The sequence below is a fragment of the Kitasatospora sp. NPDC034023 genome, from assembly GCF_055575795.1.
In genome coordinates this window covers 1-16064 of sequence record NZ_JBVIRY010000034.1, presented here as the reverse complement: position 1 = coordinate 16064, position 16064 = coordinate 1, and the positions used below count along the sequence as shown (strand labels likewise).

Below are 16064 nucleotides of genomic sequence, written 5' to 3'. Positions count from 1 at the left end.
TAGTGGGTTTCCGGTGCCGCGCAGACCGGCGCTTCATGGCACCGCCGACCCGTTCGGCCACGTCCGGGAGCCGGCCGGGTGTCCGGCCGGTCGCCGCTTGTTCCGGTCAGGATGTCGGTGCCCGGCCGACGTGCCGGTCGGCGAGGTCGACGCCCGGGGCGCGGCCGTGCTCGTCCTCGGGGTCACGGTCGACCAGGCCCGCGTAGTGCTCGAGCGCGAATCGGACGATGGCATGGCTGCCGGGGATGCCCTGCGGCCCGGCGTTGGAGGCGGACACGACGGCGAAGTCGCGTTCCGGCGCCAGGAGCAGTTCGACGAACTGACCGAAGGCCGAGCCGCCTTGCCAGACGGTGCGTACCTGATCGATATCGCGCAGGACCCAGCAGGTCCCGATCGCGTCGGCGAGTGCGCTGGAGCGCACGGTGCCGGGTGGTTCCCTCATCTGCCGCAGCGAGTCGGCGGGGAGCAGGTGTTCGCCACGCTGCGTCCGACCGTCGCCGAGATGGAACCGTGCCCAGCGCAACAGGTCGGCAGGCGAGGAGGACAGGCCCCCTCCGGGGCTGTTCGCGCGGGTTCCGTTCCGGCGTCGCGAGACCGCCGACTTTCTTTCTGCGTCTGTTGTGTGTCCGGCGGCGAAGCGCCACCTCGGCACGTCGCCGGATGCGAAGAGGGAGTCTTCGAGTCCTAGGGGGTCGAGGACGAACTCGGCGATGGCTTGCTCGTAGGGCATCCCGCTGACCTTCTCGATCACCCGTCCGAGCAGGTTGTAGCCGGCCTGACTGCAGGAGGCCCGCTCCTCGGGTGCTGCCAGGAGCGGCAGGTCTATCCGCCGGGCCACCTCGGCGGCCAGGGCGTCGTCGCCCTCCGCGGTGTCGAGGACCGGGCCGCGGTCCGGTCCGGCCGTGTGGTTGAGCAGGTCCGACACGGTCGTCTGCACGGCGGCCTGCTCGTCGGCGAGCCGCAGCTGCGGCACGTAGCGGCGCACCGGCGAGCCGAGGTCGACCAGCCCGTCCTCGACCAGCCACATCAGGGCGGTCGCGGTGAACGTCTTCGTCACGGACCCCAGGGCGAACACGGTGTCCCGGGTGACCGGCAGGGGGTCGTCGACACTCGTCACACCGTGGCAGGCGAAGGTCTCCTGGCCGTTCGCCCACACCGCCACGGCGACACCGGGGATCCCGGACCCGGTCGCGGTGGCCTCGACGAAACCGGCCAACGCACTGTCGGGCGGCGCCAGGCCGGCATCGCCCCCTGTCGTGCCAGTGTCGTTCACGGTCATCTCTTCCTCCTCGGGTGGCTGGTCCAACCGGGCCTGCGCCTCGGACACACCGGGGCGGCGCAGGTCGTAGCACCAACGCTAGGAGGGGTGACGGTGAGTCGACCCGACCCTTCGAGGAGCGCTTTGGTCGGGTCGAAGGGGCCGGGAGGGGTATAGGTCAGGCCGGGCGGTTCACGGCGGCGAGCCGCTGCCGCGAAGCCTCGTACAGCACGGCGGTCGCGGCGTTCGCCGCGTTCAGAGAGCTCGCCGAGCCGCTCATCGGAATGCTGACCGTGTGGTCGCACAACTCCCGCCAAGCGCTGCTCAGCCCTGACGTCTCGTTGCCGATCAGCAGCAGCACCGGCTGGGTGAAGTCGAAGTCGAAGACGTCGCAGTCACCCTTCTCGTCGGTGCCGACCAGGGCGATCGGCTGCCCCTCGGCCCGCTGCTCGCCGACCCAGGCCATCACGTCGTCGGGCGACGGCACGCGCACGGCGGGCAGTGCGAACAGGGATCCCGTACTGGCCCGAACCGCCCTGGGGTCGTATACGTCTGCGGCATGGCCCGAGACGATGAGCCCGTGCGCACCGAAGGCGTCCGCGGACCGGATGATGCTGCCGATGTTGCCGGGGCTGGTCGGCCGGTCGAACAGGACACCCAGGAAGCTGTTCCCGGCCCGTCGCAGCCGACTCAGATCGTCGGCCGGCATCTCCACCACGGCGACCACTTCCGGCGCGCTCTCGTTCTTCTCCCCCAGATCCGCCAGCATCTCGGGTGCCATGGCGATCTGTTCGGCGTCGAGCGTCCGCAGCAGTTCCTGCGCCCATCGGGACAGCTTCCGCTTGCAGTCGAAGATCAACGCCCGGACGGGCCAGCCGTACTGGACCGCCAAGGAGATCGGACGTACGCCCTGGACCAGGAACTCTCCCGCCCGCGTCCGCTTGTTGCGGTTGCCGAGCAGTGATTCCCACTGCTGGAAGCGCGCGTTGCGCGACATGATCCGCTGAATCGCCGGCACCTGACCCCCCAAGTCGACCGCCATCTGCAGTGCGCTCCACCCCGACGGAGTCCGCACCAGCACCTCTCGACACACTACACCCCGCAAGATCATGACCGGCCCGTGGCGGCGAGTGCGCAGAAGCGGTGCTGACGGCAACTCAGACCCTGAACTCGCGTGCGTCGCCCGTCGATGCCGACCGCTGCGGGCGAAGTCGCCGACATGCTGCGGCCACGGGAGAGGAGCACGACAGTGCGTGGCTGTTGCCGTTTCGACCCTGAGAGGTGGCGGCCGAGCGGAGGTCTCGGACGGGTGGCTGCGACGGCTGCCGAGCACGAGCGCAGGGCCTCTTGGTACTCCCAGTGGTGTCGAAGCCGACGAGCGCTCCAGGAGGCGCTGTTGTCCCATCGGTATGCCGCCGGGGGAGGTCCGGATGAATCTGAACCGTTCAGTTCAATTGATCAACCAGACGGTTCAGTCTTGACTCTGAACTGGATCGTGTAGTTCAGTTGAGGCATGACGACGACTCAGCTCGCCGCGGCCCAGGCCGCCCCCGTCCGTTCGACCGCCCCCGTCCGTTCGACCACCACCGTCATCGATCCCGTGCACACCTTCGAGGGCGCCGGTTTCCCCGTCCGCCGCCCGTTCCCGGTGGCCGAGCTCCCGATGCTCGACCCGTTCCTGATGGTCGACCAGACCGGTCCGCTGCTGCTGGCCCCCGGCGAGGCCAAGGGCGCCCCCGCCCACCCGCACCGCGGGTTCGAGGCGGTCTCCTACCTCATCGAGGGCTCGATGGACTGGGCCGACTCGACCGGCCGGCGCGGCACCAGCGTCGCCGGCGAGGTCGAGTGGCTCACCGCCGGTGCCGGCATCGTCCACTCCAACGAGCCGACCGCCGAACTGCTCGCCCACGGCGGCCGCCAGCACATGCTCCAGATCTGGGTGAACCTGCCCGCCCGGCTGAAGGACCTCCCGGCCCGCAGCCAGAACCAGGGGCCCGACACCATCCCGGTGGTGCACACCGAGGACGGCAGCCGGGTCAAGGTGATCGCGGGCCGCAGCCACGGCGTGGCCGGACCCTTCGAGACGCACCTGCCGGTCCTGCTCGCGCACGCCGTGCTGGCCGCCGGCGGGCGGGCCGAATTCACCGTGCCGGTCGGCCACAACGCCGCCGTCTACGTGCTCTCCGGCGCCGTCGAACTGCCCGACGCGCCGCTGGCGGACGGCCAACTCGCCGTACTGGCGCACGACGGCGAGCGGATCGCCGTCGCCGCGCCGGACGGCCCGGCCGAGGTACTGGTCCTGGCCGGCGAGCCGATCGGCGAGCCGGTGGCCCGCGGCGGCCCGTTCGTGATGAACACCGCGGCCGAGCTCCGGCAGGCCCAACTCGACTTCTCGAACGGAAAGTTCGGGAGGATCCCGGCGTGAGTCCGGGAGTGCTGGACACGGCGGCAGGGGCGGGCACGCGCTCGGCGCAGCCGCCGACGGGCAGCGCCGGCCGGGGCGTACAGGGGTCGCTCCGGACCGGCTTGCTGCTCGCGGCGGTCGCCGCCCCAGGAGCGGCCGGACTCTCCAGTCCGAGCCTCGTCCTGCCCGCCATCGCGCGGGAGCTGCACACCAGCCCCGACTCCGCCGCCTGGCTGATGAGCGGCTACGGGCTCGGCATGATGCTCGGCACCCCGCTGCTCACCGGCACTGCCGGGCGGCGCGGCCCCCGGGCGCTGCTGCTCGCCTCCGCGGGGGCGCTGCTGCTCGGCGTGCTGGTCACGCTCGCCGCCGGGGCGGCCCTCGGCCCGCTGGTCGCCGGGCGCGCTCTGCTGGCGGTCGGCGCCGCCGGATTCAACGTGGCCGCCTTCCAGCTGGCCGCGCGCCAACCGGACGGACGAGCCTCCGGGGTCGTCGCGATCGGCAGCGCGGCGGGCGGCACTGCCGGGCTGTTCATCGGCGCGGCGGTGGCGGCCGGGCTGGGCTGGCGGGCCTGCCTGGTGCTGCCGGTGCTGACCTTCGCGGTGCTGCCGGCCGCACTGCGCGGGTGCGCCGGACCGGAGGCGGCGCCGGGCACGGGTGCGGAGGCGGAGGCGGCCCGGGGCGCGCGTGTGGGTGTGGGTGTGGAGCCGGCGCGGGGCGCGGGCGCGGGTGCGGCGTGCCGCTCGTTCCTCGGCCTGGACGCCCTGGCGGTGCCGCGCTTCCGGGCCGTCGCGGCGGTGATGCTGGTCCTGACGACCGTCAACTTCGGCCTGGTGTACGGCGCGCCCCGGCGGGCCGCCGCGCTGACCGGCTGGAGCGCGGTCCAGACCGGCGCCGTCGGCTCGCTCGCCACCCTGACCGGCGCGCTGCTCTCCTGGTCGCTGGTGCGCGCCGCGCCCCGGCTGGGCCTGCGGCGGACCACCGGCCTGCTGCTCGGCGTCTCGTTCGCCGCACTCGCGCTCGCCGCGTTCGGCCCCTGGGCGCCGCTGGTGCTGCTGGGCGCCGGGGCCAGCGCCTCCGTCACCGCGGGCGGCCAGGGCGTCCTGACCGGCGCCGCCGCCGAGGCCGTGGCGCCGCAGCGGCGGTCGGAGGCGATCGGGCTGTTCAACCTGGTGTTCCTGCTCGGGGCGGCGCTCGGCCCGCAGCTGGCGGTGTTCGGCGAGCGGATCGCCGGGCTGGGCCCGTACGTCGCCTCGCTGGTGCACTGACCGGACGCGCCGCCGGGCCGGGCGCCAGGAGTACCGACCGAACCGTTCAGTTTCCTATGCTGGTCCGTACCGTCTCCCCCCGAGCACCCCGAGGAGAACCCCGATGGCCGCCGACAGCCCCCAGCCGACCGACGAGTTCGGCATCCCGATCATCCCGAGCCCGGTCGACGCCGCCCAGCGGCGCCGGCAGGCGATCATCGACGCGGCCCTGGCCGAGTTCCTGAAGGAGGGCTACTCCGCCGCCTCGATGGACGCCATCACCGCGCGCTCCGGTGTCTCCAAGGCGACCATCTACAAGCACTTCGGGAACAAGGAACGGCTCTTCCTCGCGGTGATCGGCGGCATACTGCCCACCACCTACGAGGACCTCAAGCCGTGGAACTCCACCATCGCCGAGGCCGACGACCTGCGCTCCGCACTGATCACGCTCACCCTCGACTGGACCCGCATCCTGCTGCGCCCCGACATCATGTCGCTGCGCCGCCTGGTGATCGGCGAGATCGACCGCTTCCCGCAGCTGGGCCAGCTCTGGTACCGGGTCAGCTACGACATGAACAACGGCCCGCTGATCGAGGCCTTCGCCGAACTGGACCGCCGCGGCGTGCTCGCCGTGGAGGACCCGGCGCTGGCCGTGCAGCAGCTGGTCGCCTGCACGGTGGGCGTGCCGCAGCTGGTGCGGACGTTCAGCCCGGAGGCCGAACTGGACGAGGCCGAGATGCACCGGATGATCAGCTCCGGGGTCGACTTGTTCCTGGCACGGTACGCGCGGGAGCAGTGACCACGGCGACGGCGGGCCCGGCGGCCGGGGCCGCCGTCACGGTCGGAGCAGCGGACGTCGGCGCCGCGGCCGGAGCGGCGTCCGGCCGGCGACGGCGCCGCCGCAGCCCGGCCACCAGCAGCAGCACCGCCGTCCACGCGCCGGTGCAGAGCACCTGGCTGCGGCTGCCCGGGTCCACCAGCATGAACACCAGCACCCCGGCCATCGCCGCCAGCGCCAGGTAGCCCAGGTACGGGAAGCCCCGCATCGGGGCCGCCTGCTGCGGCCCGCGCTGCTGCTCCGGCCCGTGCTCCTGCTGCGGCCCGTCCGTGCGCTGCGGCCGGCCGTGCAGCCGCAGGTGGGAGGCGGCGATCAGGATCCAGACCACCAGGATCGCCGTCCCGATCGAGTTCAGCAGGAACGGGAAGACGGTCCGCGGCCACAGCAGGCTGAGCACCACCGACGCGAAGCCGAACGCGGCCGAGGCGAGCACGGCGCGGCCGGTGCCGGTCGGGGCAGCCGAGGTGCCGGCCGCGTCGGCCGAGCCGTCGCCGCCGCGGTCGGCCGACCGGCCGCGGCGGGTCAGCAGACGTGGGGCGTCGCCGCGGGTGGCGAGGGCGTGCAGCATCCGCGAGGAGCCGTAGATGTTGGCGTTCATCGCTGACAGCAGGGCCACCAGCACGACGGCGTTCATCAGCTGCGCCGCGCCCGGCACCCCGATCCGGCCGATCGCCGCCGCGTACGGGCCGCCGGCGACCGCCGGGTCGTCCCACGGCACCACGGCGACGATCACCGCCATCGAGCCGATGTAGAACAGCGCCACCCGCCACAGCACCGTGCGCACCGCCCGGCGCACCGCGGCCACCGGGTCCTCGCACTCGGCGGCGGCGATGGTCACCGTCTCCAGCCCGCCGTACGCGAACACCGCCGCGATGGTGCCCACCGCGACCCCGTGCCAGCCGTGCGGCAGCAGGCCGCCGTGCGCGGTCAGGTTCTCCGCGGCCGGCGTCCGGCCGGTGAGCACGGCGGCGGCGCCGAGCAGGATGAACGCGCAGATCGAGGCCGCCTTCACCCCGGCGAACCAGAACTCCAGCTCGCCGAAGTGCCGCACACCCGCCAGATTCGTCCCGGTGAACAGCGCCATGAACGCCGCCACCCACACCCAGGCCGGCACCTGCGGCAGCCATCCCGCCACGATCCGGGACGCCCCGATCGCCTCCGCGGCCACGCTCACCACCAGCAGCGCCCAGTACATCCAGCCGGCCAGCAGCCCGGCCCACGGCCCCCAGGCGCGGGTGGCGTGCGCGGCGAACGACCCGGAGCCGGGGCGGGCGGCGGACATCTCGCCGAGCATCCGCATGACCAGCACCGTGAGCACCCCGGCCACCACGTACGACACCACGATCCCGGGCCCCGCCGCTGCGATCCCGACGCCGGAGCCGACGAACAGCCCGGCTCCGATCGCACCACCCAGCGCGATCATGGCAATGTGGCGCTGTCTCAGCCCACGACTGACCGACCGGTCCTCGGACATCACGTCTCCCCCCGTTGTGATCCAACCGGGGGAGATCCTGGCCCCGACCGCCCGTCGTGATCAAGTCCTCCGGCCGGTCCGACCGAGGCGTGGACACCCGTCGACCGGAGTGCGGGACGGCCGTCGGCCCGGCCCCGGGGTGAAATTCCCCAGCCTGCCGGTGCCTCGCCACGCGCCGGCGAAGGCCGGCTGACCACCGCGGCCGATCAGCGGCCCGTCACCGCACGTGTGAGGGGCCGGATCGCTCATCCGAAGCTCGTGCCCCGGGACCAGACGTGCTGGACCGTTCGATAGTCGATCACGGCTATGTCCTCCTGTTGGAGAACATCACGGGCTTGCTGCGAAGTCAGGAACTCGTAGTCCGTCCGACGCACGGGCCAGCCACCGTCGACGGCCTGCGACTCCTCGTCGCCCAGACTGGGATGCACCGCCCACTCATTGAGTCCAGCCGGCAGGTCGCGCAGCATTCGAACGAATCCGGCCGTCTTTCCTTCGATGCTCAGGGAGAAGCTGTCCAGGAAGTCGTTGTCGGTGACCGGAAGCCCGCGTTCGCGCATCGTCCGGCGCCCTGGTTCGAGCCAGACCCGGACCGCGAGGCCGTACTCCGCGGCCAGCACGACGGTCAGGTCGAGGATGTCGTCGCGGCCGCCATCGGCCAGGCAATGGAAGTCCAGGTGGGTCGGTGTGAGCCCGGCGTCGGCGACGGCGTTGATCTGGGCGCGGAACTCGAGTTCGATCTCATCGAGCCGCGCCTGGCCGAGCAAGGCCGCCCGTCCGGCGGGCGACGGCGAGAACAGCTCGCCTGCGTGGTCCAGCAGTGAGGGGACTCGTTCCTTGGCGGTCAGCGGCCCCCACGGGAAGCCGGGCATCTCGCACACCAGGGTGAGGTGGATTCCGAACGGGATCCGAGGGCGTCGGCTGAGCATCTCCATGGCCTGCGGCGCCGCGGGACACGGGACCATCAGGCTGCACGAACTCGCGATGCCCTCTTCGATCGACCCGATCACCGCCGCGTTGATCGCCGGATACATCCCGAAGTCATCGCAGTTGACGATCAACAGCCGCGCACCAGGTGGGTACCCCAGTAACTGACTCGACTGCTCCGCAGGCGCGACGGCCGCGGGATTGGTGGTTTCATCCATGTCCGCAGTCTGAGACCCAGCCGGAAGTCACGCACCGGAATATGCCTGCCCCGAGGCGACACCACCGTCAACTCTCGTGAACATCCACGAGCTTGCCGATCACCAACTGACGAGCGAGCCGTCCTTCACCGACGCCGCCGGCACCGCCGCCCGGGCGGCGGTGCCAGGCTCCTACTCGGCCCAGTTCAGCGAACTGCGGAGGCGCGTTCTCTCGATGCCGCGTCAGGCGGCTGCCTCAGCTGACTCCGGTGACGAAGTGCGGCGCCCGCGCGAAGAGTGCCAGGTGCGCCAGGTGCGCCAGAGAAACACCGGCCAGGCAATTGCTGCCGCCAGACCGCCAACGGCAAAGGCCGTCACCAGCAGGTAGGAAGAACCGCCCCCCGTTGAAAAGACTCCGCCAGGGGCACCGGAGTCCAGTGCTGCGGCCGTCCCGCCGATCCGCATGGAATCCGGTCCGTCGTAAAGGAGGACGTCCGTGCGCGTGGAAGCGCCGTCCGCCGCCTTCCAGCCGCCGTAGAAGTCGCAGGACCCGTGGCTGCAGGACTCCCGGACGGCAGTGAACGTCCCGACGACTCCGCTGCCGCTCTGCGCCTTCCAGGCCGGTACGAGATCAGGCGCGGCCTTGGCAATGCCGACGAAGGCTATGAAGGGCAAGCCGATCCAGAGGAATATCGACATGCGCCAGTGACGCTTTGCGGGGGAATCGCTCATGATCGTGGAGCCTACGATGGGGGCCGGTCTTCGTAAAACCCTTTCAGTCGCGTAACTCCCGCAACTCCCCCCCAAAAAAGGCATATTTCGCCCTTCGTATTCATGGCGATGAGGCCGGCCTCACTCGGGTATCTCGCCCTGAATACCGTCCCGCAACGACGGTGTGGACTTCACATCTCCTCGGCAACGGCTGGAGCAGCATGACGGCGAGCCGACCCGGCCCCGGGTGCCCGGGACCGGCGGCGTCGTGACCCGGGTGAACGGGCGCGGCAGGCGTGCCGCGCTACCTACGGGAGGCGCGAACCGCGCCGATGACGATCGCGATCGGGAAGGACACCAGGAAGAGCGTCACCGCAGGCCAGAGCGGATCGCCGTTGACGACTGCGTTCATGAGCGTGCGGACACCGGCACTGATGGCATGCATGCGCGTATCGTAGCGCCACCGCCGCCCCGGCCCTGGCGGAGCGCCAGGGCCGGGGCGGCGGTGTGAGCCGGTGCCCGCCGTGGTGACGAAGGGGCCGTCCGGGGCGGCCCGTTGCAGGGGCAGGATGGTCTTGCCAGCCGTGATGCGTCCGTCGCGGACCATGGCGAGGGCGCCGGCGAAGGGAAGTTCGAGGACCTCGATGTCCTTGCCGTCCTCCTCGAGGCCGCCGCCGTTTCCGGTGCGGTGGGCCGGGGTGTAGGGGCGGCGTAGAAGTGCAGCCGCTCGGTGACCGAGCCGGGGCCGCGCCGCGGCGGCCCGCACCACACCGAGGGCCTCGATCCGGTGCAGCTCCAGGTACAGGGTCGCGTGCTCAGTCCCGATTGCCGAGGACAACGCTGTCGGCGACCTTCCGTGGGGTCGGTTGGTGGGCCTGGTGGAGTTGCCCGGGAGCGACTGGTCGGGCCGGCGTGCTATTTTTTGTGAGCAGTCGTTCAACTACGGAGGTTTCGGTGGGCCGCAGACAGCTCTGGGATCAGGCGGAGGTACTGGCCTCCGCCATGCGACTGTTCCGCCACCGGGGTTACCTCGGCGCCTCGCTGCGGGACATCGAGGAGGCGACCGGGCTGCACCCGGGCAGCCTGTACCGGGTCTTCGAAAGCAAGGACGGCCTGTTCCGCGCTGCCCTGGACGCCTACAACGACCAGGTGGTGCAGGGCCGGGTCCGGGTCCACCTCCTGGAACCGACTGACCCCGTGGCGGGCATCCGGTCGTTCTTCACCTCGGCGTTCGAGACCGGCCTCGATCCCGATCCGGGCTGTCTGCTCACCAACACCGCCGTGGAGTCCTTCACCGTTCCGCAGGCCACCGCCGGAGTGCGCCGAGGGCTGGACGTGATCGAGTCCGGCTTCGCCGACGCGCTGACGCGGGCCCGCGCCCTGGGCCTGCTGTCGGCGGATCTGGACGTCGAGGTGTCGGCAGCCCGGCTGCTGGCGCTCTATCAGGGGCTCCTGGTGCTGGTCAGAGCCGGCACGCCCCACACGAAACTGCACACCATCACCGATGGCGCGATCGCGTCGATCGGCCCCATGAAAGAGGGACAGCGATGAGTGACTCACAGCAGCTCTGGACGAACTATGCCGCGTGCTGGTCGGCCGACCCCGGCGAGCGGCTCGCCGCCCTTCGCACGGTCGCGGTCGAAGACGTCGCCTACCGGGACCCGGGCACGGAGGTCAGCGGGCTGACCGAGCTGGCCGCCTACATGACCGGATTCGCAGGAGCCTTCCCCGGGCACCGGTTCCGCATAGACGAGGTCCTCGACCACCATGACCGCTCGCTCGCGCGGTGGACCCAGCTCGGCGAGCAGGACGAACCCGCCATGGCGGGCGTGAGCACCGCGCTCCACCGCGACGGCCGACTCGCCGACATCACCGGGTTCTTCCTCCCCGCGTGAGCGGATCTCGCAGCCTCGCCGAGTACGTCGCCGATCAACTGGCGCCGCTCGGCGAGGTCACCATCCAGCGCTACTTCGGTGGCTGGGCACTGCGCCGCCACGGCAGGCAGTTCGCGATGGTGATGGACACCCTCTACCTCCGCGTCGACAGCGCGGCCCGCTCGTCCCATGCGAATTCCGGATCCAAGCCGTTCACCTACCACGCCGCAGGCCGCGAGGTGGTGGTGCACTCCTACTACAGCGTCCCGGTGGAGGCGATGGACGATCAGGCTGAGCTGTGCTCCCTGGCCCGCACGGCACTCCGCTGATCAGCCGATCCGTTGCTGTAACCCGCCTGGGATGTCTCAGGGAACGGCCCGTTTTGCGTGGGCGGCGGCCCCGATCCCGTTCCGCAACTTCGTCGCCCAGGCCCGCCTGCGGGTCAGCCGCGAGGAGATGTTCCAGGCACCCGCCGGTAGACCGGACGGCACGCTCGACGGGACGCCGCTGACTCGCGAACAGGTCATCCGGACACTGGTCGAGCGCTCCTTCGACTCCTTCTCGGCGCAGGACCTCCCGGCCATGGGCGAGGCCTGGGAACGCCACGTCGCCGGTGATGCGGGCCTTCGAACCGGCCCGCTTCACCGGCGACGTGGTTCCTGCTCGCTCCGACCTCGGCGCTTGGCCGACCGGTAGGGATGGTCGGGCCGGGCGGGGCCGGCTCAGGTGTCGGTGTGCTGGGGCAGCAGCAGCTCGGCCAGCGTCCCGCCGCGGGGGGCCGGGGAGAGCTGGGCGGTGCCGCCGTGGAGTTCGGCCACCCAGCGGACGATGGCGAGGCCGGTGCCGGTGCCGGTGCTCGCGGGTCCGGTGACGCGGCGTTCGAAGACCCGGGCGCGGTCTTCGGCGGGGATGCCGGGGCCGTGGTCCCGGACGGTGATGCGTCCCGGGGTGACGCTCACGTCGACCGGGGTGCCGCCGCCGTGGCGCAGGGCGTTCTCGACGAGGTTGCGGACGGCCTGGGCGAGCAGTTCGGGGTCGCCGTTGACGATGGCGGCCTCGGTGGTGAGCGTGACGCCGGTGTGGTCGGGGAGTTCCTCGACGGTCTGTTCGACGAGCTGGTCGAGCCGTAGCGGGGTCAGCTCGATTTCCTGGGTGCCGGCTTCGACGCGGGCGCGGGCCAGCAGGCCGGTGACCAGGCGGCCCAGGCGGTCGACCAGTCGGACGGCCTCGTCCAGGGCTGCGGGTGCCCGGGTCGGCGTGGTGCTGCCGCCTTCGACCACCAGCCGCAGGGTGGCCAGCGGGGTGCGCAGTTCGTGTGCCGCCTCGGCGAGGAACTGTTCCTGCTGTTCGAGCCCCTGCAGGGCGGGTCGCATGGCCCGCCCGGACAGGAGGTGGCCGACCGCGGCGGCGGCCAGCACCAGGGCCGCGCAGCCCGCGGCCAGCCAGTGCAGCAGTCGGGTGTGGGCGGCCAGGCTCCGGGCGGGGTCGGCGCCGACCAGGACGGCGGCGCCGATCCTGTCGTTGTCCCAGACAGGGGCCGCGGCCCACTGGTATTCCCGGCCGTCGACGTCGGCGCTGACCAGGACGGTCTCCTGGTCGTGCTGGACCTGCTGCCAGATCTCGTCCAGCGCCGCCTGGCCGGGAAGGGCGGTGGGGGAGTCGCGGGCGTAGCGGATCTGCGGCCGGGCGTGTTCGGGTGCCTGGAGGACGCCGAGCATCTCGGCGCTGCGGGCCAGGTCGTCCTCCGACAGCGCGTCGAGGTGCAGGACGCCGCCGTCGTAGTACGTCGTGCGGGCGAGCCCGTCCGCCCGGTGGCTGACGCCGTTGTCGAGTTCGTCCGTCCGGGACCGGCCGTCGGTGCGCACCGCGATGACGGCGAGCACCAGAAGGCAGGCGGCGGTGGTCGCGGCGAACAGCAGGGTCATCGCCCAGCGGGCGCGGTGCAGGCGTGCGACGGCGGGAGTGCGCGTTGTCACAGGCCCGGGGCCTGGTCGTCGATGCGGTAGCCGACACCGCGCACCGTCCGGATGAGTTCGGGCGGGCCCAGTTTGCGGCGCAGTTGGCCTATGAGGACGTCGACGACGTTGGAGAGCGGTTCGGCCTGCTCGTCCCAGCAGCGTTCGATGAGGTCGGTGCGGGTGACCACGTCGCCGGCCCGCAGCATCAGGACCTCCAGGACGGAGAACTCCTTCGCGGTGAGGGTGAGGAGCACGCCCGCTCGCCGTACCCGGCGGCGCGGCAGGTCGAGTTCCAGGTCGCCGACCCGCAGCTCGGGCAGCCGTGCGGGCTGGCCGCGACGGCACAGGGTCCGCACCCGGGCGCTGAGTTCGGCGAAGGCGAAGGGTTTGACGAGGTAGTCGTCGGCGCCGTGCTCGAAGCCGGCCACGCGGTCGGTGACCGCGTCCAGGGCTGTGAGCAGGAGGACCGGCAGGGTGGAGCCCCGCCAGCGCTGGGCGGCGAGGAGGGTGAGCGCGTCGCCGTCGGGCAGGATGCGGTCGGCGATGAGGCAGTCGTAGGTGTTGACCGCGAGCTTGAAGTCGGCGTCGGCGAGATCGCCGGCGAAGTCGACGGCGAAGCCGGCTTCGCGCAGGCCTCTGATGATCACGGGGCCGAGTTCGGGGTCGTCCTCCAGGACAAGTACACGCATGACGGGCGAGCCTACTGGGCCGAAAAGGGTACGAACGCCGCTGTAGCGGTGCTTGGCCGTTATCCGGTCGGTGTCCGAAGGCCCGGTGCCGTCACGCCGCGGCCGGATGGACTTCCGCGTGCGGGGCGGTGTGTCTGTGCCGTCGGAGGGCCGGGGAATCTGGTTCTGGGGGCTGCCCGGGCTTCCTCATGTTGGCCTCATGGGCCGGCTGACAGTGTGCGGGCATGGCAAAGATTCGTACTCGTGTAATCGGCATCACCGCCGCAGGCCTGGCCGCTTCGGTCGTCGCGGTCTTCTGTGTCCAGTCCGCTCAGGGATCCGACGCCCTGGCGGGAGCACCCCGCGCCGAGGTGCGTGTCGACCAGGTCGGCTACACGCCCGGTGAGACCAAGCACGCCTACCTCATGTCCTCCCACCCCGCGTCGACGGCGTCCTTCCGGGTACGTGACGCGGCCGGGAAGGAGGTGCTGAGCGGCAGGGTCGGAGGCTATACCGGGCGGTGGAACGACGCCTACCGCAACGTTCACACCCTGGACCTGTCCGGCCTGACCGAGCCCGGCGACTACCGGGTGGAGGTGTTCGGGAACATCAACGCGGTCTCCCCGCAGTTCCACATCGCACCCGCCGGTGAACTGTTCGGCAAGCTCATCCAGGACAACGTCGGCTTCTTCCAGGCCCAGCGCGACGGAGCCGACGTCGTGCCCACCAAGCTGCGGCGCCAGCCCTCCCACCTCACGGACCGCCAGGCCACCGTGTACGACACCCCCGCCTACGACGGGGACGAGAAGGTCCTGACCGCGCCCCTCAAGCCGGTCGGCGGCCCGGTCGACGTCTCCGGCGGCTGGAACGACGCCGGTGACTTCCTCAAGTTCACGCACACCGCGTCCTACTCCACCGCCGGTCTCCTGCTCGCGCAGCGGACCACGCCCGTCGGCGGCAAGGAACTGGCCGCCGAGGCCCGCCACGGGCTCGACTGGCTCGACAAGATGTGGGACGACAAGTCCCGCACCCTCTACGCCCAGGTCGGCCTGGGCAAGGGCGACACGGACGACGGCTCCGGCAAGATCCGCTCCGACCACGACGACTGGCGCCTGCCCGAGGCCGACGACGCTCTGCAGGTCAAGCCCGGCGACCCGAACTACCTGATCAAGCACCGCCCGGTCTTCCGCGCGGCGCCCCCCGGCAAGCCCATCAGCCCCAACCTCGCCGGGCGCGTGGCCGCGACCTTCGCCCTGGCCGCACAGCTGGACGCCGCCGACAACCCCGCCCGGGCACACGAGGAGCTGGAGAAGGCCGCGCACGTCTACGCACTCGCGGACACCACTCCCGGCGACAAGCTCGTCACCGCCTTCCCGCACAGCTTCTACCCCGAGGCGTCCTGGCAGGACGACATGGAATTCGGCGCCACCGAGATGGCCCTCGCCGCGCAGGCCCTCGACGACAGCCGGGCGGCCGGCTGGACCAAGCAGGCCGGCCACTGGGCCAAGCAGTACCTCGCCTCCGACACCCTCGGCACCCTCGGACTCGGCGACGTCAGCGCACTCGCGCACGCCGACCTCGCCAAGCTCCTCGACTCCGGCGCCCAGAGCACCGAGGCCACCCGCGGCGACCTCGTCGCCGACCTCAAGCGCCAGCTCGACGACGGCAGCTCCCGCGCCGCCAAGGACCCCTTCCGGGCCGGCGCCGTCTACACCGACTTCGACTCCGTACCCCACACCTTCGGCCTGGCCGCCACGGCCCAGCTGTACCAGCGCGTGACCGGCGACTCCCACTACGAGGCGTTCGCCACCCAGCAGCGCAACTGGACACTGGGCGCCAACGCCTGGGGTTCCTCCTTCGTCATCGGAGCCGGCAGCACCTTCCCGCACTGCCCCGAACACCAGCCCGCCAACCTCGCCGGTGACCTGAACGGCGAAGGCGACATCCTCCGGGGCGGCGTCGTCAACGGCCCCAACGCGGCAGACAAGCTCAAGGACCTCAACTCCTTCCCCGGCATGCGCAAGTGCCCGACCAACGACGGCAACCCCTTCGCCGCGTTCGACGGCCACGGCAGCGGCTTCATGGACCACGTGGGCGCCTGGCAGACCGTCGAATCCGCAGACGACTTCACCGCCACCGCCCTGCTCTCCTTCACCCTCTCCGCCGCACCCCAGAGCCCAGAGACCAGCCGCAGCTGACACCAAGCAACAAGCAGCACGCCGCCGCGCCACCGCGCACCGGACGCGCTGGAGCACAGCCGCGGCGAGCCGATCCGACCCTTGGCGCAACCGCACCACGGCCCTCGCGCTGCGCGGCACCGAGCACGCCTGGGCCCGCTCCTCCGCACGTGCGTCGCAGCGGGTTCTGACAGGCGGCGGGGCGCCGACCACCACCAGGTGGGGAGTGTCATGAATCAGGCTCATACAAGATTTTCGTAGCCTGTGATCGTTTCTGAGTGTGTGTCAGCTGAGCAGGATGCGCTGGCGTAGGAGGCGGTATCCGGCGCGGCCA

The 16064-nt window shown here is 71.6% G+C and carries 15 protein-coding genes and 1 pseudogene; 8 read left to right on the top strand and 8 right to left on the bottom strand.

Features of this window, described 5'->3' with window-relative positions:
• Window positions 1-106: 106 nt before the first annotated feature.
• Window positions 107-1279, bottom strand: coding sequence for a serine hydrolase domain-containing protein (locus tag ACZ52R_RS33920; protein ID WP_465754744.1), 1173 nt, complete (start codon window positions 1277-1279; stop codon window positions 107-109).
• A 157-nt stretch (window positions 1280-1436) separates the two neighbouring features.
• Window positions 1437-2276 carry a TrmH family RNA methyltransferase gene (locus ACZ52R_RS33915; protein ID WP_465754743.1) on the bottom strand — a complete coding sequence of 280 codons (840 nt, stop codon included), beginning with the start codon at window positions 2274-2276 and terminating at the stop codon, window positions 1437-1439.
• A 495-nt stretch (window positions 2277-2771) separates the two neighbouring features.
• On the opposite strand from ACZ52R_RS33915, the gene ACZ52R_RS33910 reads away from it, so the two are divergent.
• The 3 genes from ACZ52R_RS33910 (at window position 2772) to ACZ52R_RS33900 (ending at window position 5708) form a co-directional block, all read left to right on the top strand.
• Entirely contained in the window at window positions 2772-3683 is a 912-nt protein-coding gene (locus ACZ52R_RS33910) for a pirin family protein (RefSeq protein ID WP_465754742.1), read from the top strand.
• Window positions 3680-4930 (top strand): MFS transporter, encoded by a 1251-nt coding sequence (locus tag ACZ52R_RS33905; protein WP_465754741.1) that lies wholly within the window; start codon window positions 3680-3682, stop codon window positions 4928-4930. Before ACZ52R_RS33910 ends, ACZ52R_RS33905 begins: the two co-directional genes overlap by 4 nt.
• 103 nt (window positions 4931-5033) lie before the next feature.
• Window positions 5034-5708 carry a TetR/AcrR family transcriptional regulator gene (locus ACZ52R_RS33900; RefSeq protein ID WP_465623852.1) on the top strand — a complete coding sequence of 225 codons (675 nt, stop codon included), beginning with the start codon at window positions 5034-5036 and terminating at the stop codon, window positions 5706-5708.
• On the opposite strand, the gene ACZ52R_RS33895 is transcribed toward ACZ52R_RS33900, so the two are convergent.
• The 4 genes and pseudogenes from ACZ52R_RS33895 to ACZ52R_RS33880 form a co-directional block, all read right to left on the bottom strand.
• Window positions 5659-7221, bottom strand: coding sequence for an amino acid permease (locus ACZ52R_RS33895; RefSeq protein ID WP_465754740.1), 1563 nt, complete (start codon window positions 7219-7221; stop codon window positions 5659-5661). The two genes, ACZ52R_RS33900 and ACZ52R_RS33895, sit on opposite strands and share 50 nt — an antisense overlap.
• Window positions 7222-7466: 245 nt before the next feature.
• On the bottom strand, window positions 7467-8363 hold the full coding sequence (locus tag ACZ52R_RS33890; protein ID WP_465754739.1) for a polysaccharide deacetylase family protein: 897 nt from the start codon (window positions 8361-8363) through the stop codon (window positions 7467-7469).
• A gap of 222 nt (window positions 8364-8585) precedes the next feature.
• The gene (locus tag ACZ52R_RS33885; RefSeq protein ID WP_465623848.1) at window positions 8586-9074 is read right to left on the bottom strand and encodes a hypothetical protein; all 489 of its coding nucleotides are present in this window, start codon (window positions 9072-9074) and stop codon (window positions 8586-8588) included.
• A gap of 496 nt (window positions 9075-9570) precedes the next feature.
• Window positions 9571-9797 (bottom strand): annotated as a pseudogene (locus tag ACZ52R_RS33880) (NUDIX hydrolase); the annotation flags it as partial.
• A gap of 210 nt (window positions 9798-10007) precedes the next feature.
• On the opposite strand from ACZ52R_RS33880, the gene ACZ52R_RS33875 reads away from it, so the two are divergent.
• The 4 genes from ACZ52R_RS33875 to ACZ52R_RS33860 are packed head-to-tail and all read left to right on the top strand — an operon-like array spanning window position 10008 to window position 11623.
• A complete protein-coding gene (locus ACZ52R_RS33875) occupies window positions 10008-10604 on the top strand; it encodes a TetR/AcrR family transcriptional regulator (RefSeq protein WP_360502583.1) in 597 nt (198 codons plus the stop codon).
• The gene (locus tag ACZ52R_RS33870; RefSeq protein WP_465623846.1) at window positions 10601-10948 is read left to right on the top strand and encodes a nuclear transport factor 2 family protein; all 348 of its coding nucleotides are present in this window, start codon (window positions 10601-10603) and stop codon (window positions 10946-10948) included. The genes ACZ52R_RS33875 and ACZ52R_RS33870 overlap by 4 nt, the downstream gene beginning before the upstream one ends.
• Complete coding sequence (locus ACZ52R_RS33865) at window positions 10945-11256, top strand: TfoX/Sxy family protein (RefSeq protein ID WP_465754738.1); 312 nt, start codon at window positions 10945-10947, stop codon at window positions 11254-11256. The genes ACZ52R_RS33870 and ACZ52R_RS33865 overlap by 4 nt, the downstream gene beginning before the upstream one ends.
• A 31-nt stretch (window positions 11257-11287) precedes the next feature.
• A complete protein-coding gene (locus tag ACZ52R_RS33860; RefSeq protein ID WP_465754737.1) occupies window positions 11288-11623 on the top strand; it encodes a hypothetical protein in 336 nt (111 codons plus the stop codon).
• Window positions 11624-11649: 26 nt separating this feature from the next.
• Here the strand turns inward: ACZ52R_RS33860 and ACZ52R_RS33855 are convergent, their stop codons facing one another.
• Window positions 11650-12903: a sensor histidine kinase gene (locus ACZ52R_RS33855; protein WP_465754736.1), complete on the bottom strand. Its 1254-nt coding sequence runs from the start codon at window positions 12901-12903 to the stop codon at window positions 11650-11652.
• Window positions 12900-13574: a winged helix-turn-helix domain-containing protein gene (locus ACZ52R_RS33850; RefSeq protein WP_465754735.1), complete on the bottom strand. Its 675-nt coding sequence runs from the start codon at window positions 13572-13574 to the stop codon at window positions 12900-12902. Before ACZ52R_RS33850 ends, ACZ52R_RS33855 begins: the two co-directional genes overlap by 4 nt.
• 224 nt (window positions 13575-13798) lie before the next feature.
• Here ACZ52R_RS33850 and ACZ52R_RS33845 point away from each other — a divergent pair, with 224 nt between their 5' ends.
• Entirely contained in the window at window positions 13799-15751 is a 1953-nt protein-coding gene (locus ACZ52R_RS33845; RefSeq protein ID WP_465754734.1) for a glycoside hydrolase family 9 protein, read from the top strand.
• Window positions 15752-16064: the final 313 nt, after the last annotated feature.